Annotated in this window: 2 protein-coding genes and 1 pseudogene; all 3 read left to right on the forward strand. The window is 65.5% G+C overall.

The features are described 5' to 3' along the window. Positions 1 to 41: 41 nt before the first annotated feature. The gene (locus tag AC08ON_RS13345) at positions 42 to 614 is read left to right on the forward strand and encodes a TauD/TfdA dioxygenase family protein (protein WP_476617079.1); all 573 of its coding nucleotides are present in this window, start codon (positions 42 to 44) and stop codon (positions 612 to 614) included. A gap of 27 nt (positions 615 to 641) precedes the next feature. Next, a complete protein-coding gene (locus AC08ON_RS13350; RefSeq protein WP_476617080.1) occupies positions 642 to 1,139 on the forward strand; it encodes an FAD-dependent oxidoreductase in 498 nt (165 codons plus the stop codon). Positions 1,140 to 1,172: 33 nt separating this feature from the next. Then, a pseudogene (locus tag AC08ON_RS13355) lies at positions 1,173 to 2,120 on the forward strand (NAD(P)/FAD-dependent oxidoreductase); the annotation flags it as partial.

The following is a 2,120-nucleotide window of genomic DNA, read 5'->3' on the forward strand; positions in this document are numbered from 1 at the left end:
GGCGCAAGCCGGCATGATCACTGACCTGGGACTTCGGGGAGGTGCTGGATCTGACGGTGCACGAGGACCCACAGAACTACCTGTTCACCACGGGTCCGGTGCCCTTCCACTGGGACGGCGCGTTCGCCCGGCTCACGCCACGCTTCATCGTGTTCCGCTGCCTACGCGCTCCCGACCCGGATAGCGGCGGGGAGACGACTTTCTGCGACACCGCCCGCATCATTTCCGCCGCGCCTGCGCACCTGCGTGACACCTGGGCCGGCCTCCGGATCGACTACCAGACCGAAAAGATCAAGCACTACGGCGGACACATCGTGCAGGACCTCGTGGTGCCCCATGCCGTGACGGGTGTGCCGACTCTTCGTTTTGCCGAGGCGCTCGACCCGGCCGAATATCTCAATCCGCTGTTCCTCGACATCCACGGCGTCTCACGGACTGATCGCGAGGACTTTCTCGACGATCTTTCGGCCCGGCTCTACGACCCGTCCGTCAGCTACGCGCACGCATGGCGTTCCGGCGATGTCGTGATCGCGGACAACCATGCGCTGCTACACGGTCGACGGTCTTACTCGCTGGCCTCCTCGCGGCAACTCCAACGCATTCATGTGATCTGAGCCAAGATTCGAGGAAATGGAGAAGACATGCGGGATCATTACGACGTTATTATCGCCGGCGGCGGGCCGGCGGGCTCTACACTGGCCGCGCTGCTCGCCCGCACGTCGGACCTGAAAGTAGCGATCTTCGAGAAGGATGAGTTTCCGCGTGAGCACATCGGCGAGTCGTTCGCGCACCCGTTGATCCCGGTGCTGGCAGAGAGCGGAGCGCTCGCGAAGGTGCTGGCCAGCAACTGCTGGGTAAAGAAATTTGGCGGTATCTACAGCTGGGCGCGGCAGGGTCCGAGCCGGGCGTTCTTCGACCACGCGAACTGGGCGGTGGACGGGGTACACCGATGGGCGCTGCACGTCAACCGTTCAGAGTTCGACCAGATCCTGCTGGAACACGCCCGGGACCTCGGAGTCGACGTCACCACCGGGATGGCCGTCACCGACTTCGCCGCGGCAGCCAACGGCTGTCAGGTGACGCTCGCCGACGGCACCGCCGTGTCCGGCGCGTACTTCGTCGATGCCTCCGGTCGCTAGCAGAGCCTGGTCACCAAAAAGCCTCGCGAATGGTTGTCCGGCTACCGGAACATCGCGATCTGGCAGCACTACCTGGGCGGCCTTCCGGCCCAGGGGCTCGACGGCGACTGGAACATCTTCCGGGAGAAGAACCTCTCGCCGATCGGTTGCTTCGCGTTTCCCGACGGCTGGTGCTGGTACATCCCCGTCCCCAAGATTGTGAACGGGGAGCGGGTACTCACGCACTCGATCGGCATCGTGACGAGCCCGGAGGTGCTGAAGGAACCCGGGAAGGACTTCACGGACTCCGAGGTCTTTCTGCGCACCGTCCGCGGCGTGCCGCGGCTGGCCGACCTGGTGGCCGAGGTGACGCCGATCTCCGACCAGATGATGACGGTCACCAACTACTCCCGGGTCAATGAGCGCTTCGCCGACCTCGACCGGCGCTGGATCCTGATCGGCGATGCCTCCTACTTCGTGGACCCCCTCTTCTCGTCCGGGGTCGCGTTCGCGGCCAACCAGGCGGCCTCGGCGGCGCTGCTGCTGCGCACCACGCTGCGCGCCGAACTCTCCCCGGGTCTGGTGAGAGATCTGTGGCAGGACTACGACCACGAGTGGCACGGAATGGCCGAGGTGTTCGCGCTCTCGATTGATCAGTGCTATCACATGATCGGCGCGGACAACCCGGGCAGCGCATACTGGCACCGGCGCAATTCGAGTCCGCATCTGGACATGCCCGATCGGTCCTTCGACGCGCTGCTCAACACGGCGTTCACCCCCGACCTGCTCCTGATCATGACGCGCGGCACCGGCCGAATGTCCGACCTGGCGATCGACGGTCCGTACCAGCAGGCTCGCGCGCACGTGATGCTGACGGAACCGGAACCGGACGCCGTGCTGGTCGCCGCTCCCGGAGTCCGGATGCGGGCCGGCGTGGCGCTGGATGTCCCCGGCTTCAAAGCGGTGCTCCCACCGGCCGACCTCGAACTGGACACGCCCGCC

The organism is Frankia sp. CoWAU3 (assembly GCF_977971855.1).

Bases quoted from the DNA above. Each gene is read 5' to 3' on its own strand.
- AC08ON_RS13350 (WP_476617080.1), top strand. From the start codon at position 642: ATGCGGGATCATTACGACGTTATTATCGCCGGCGGCGGGCCGGCGGGC.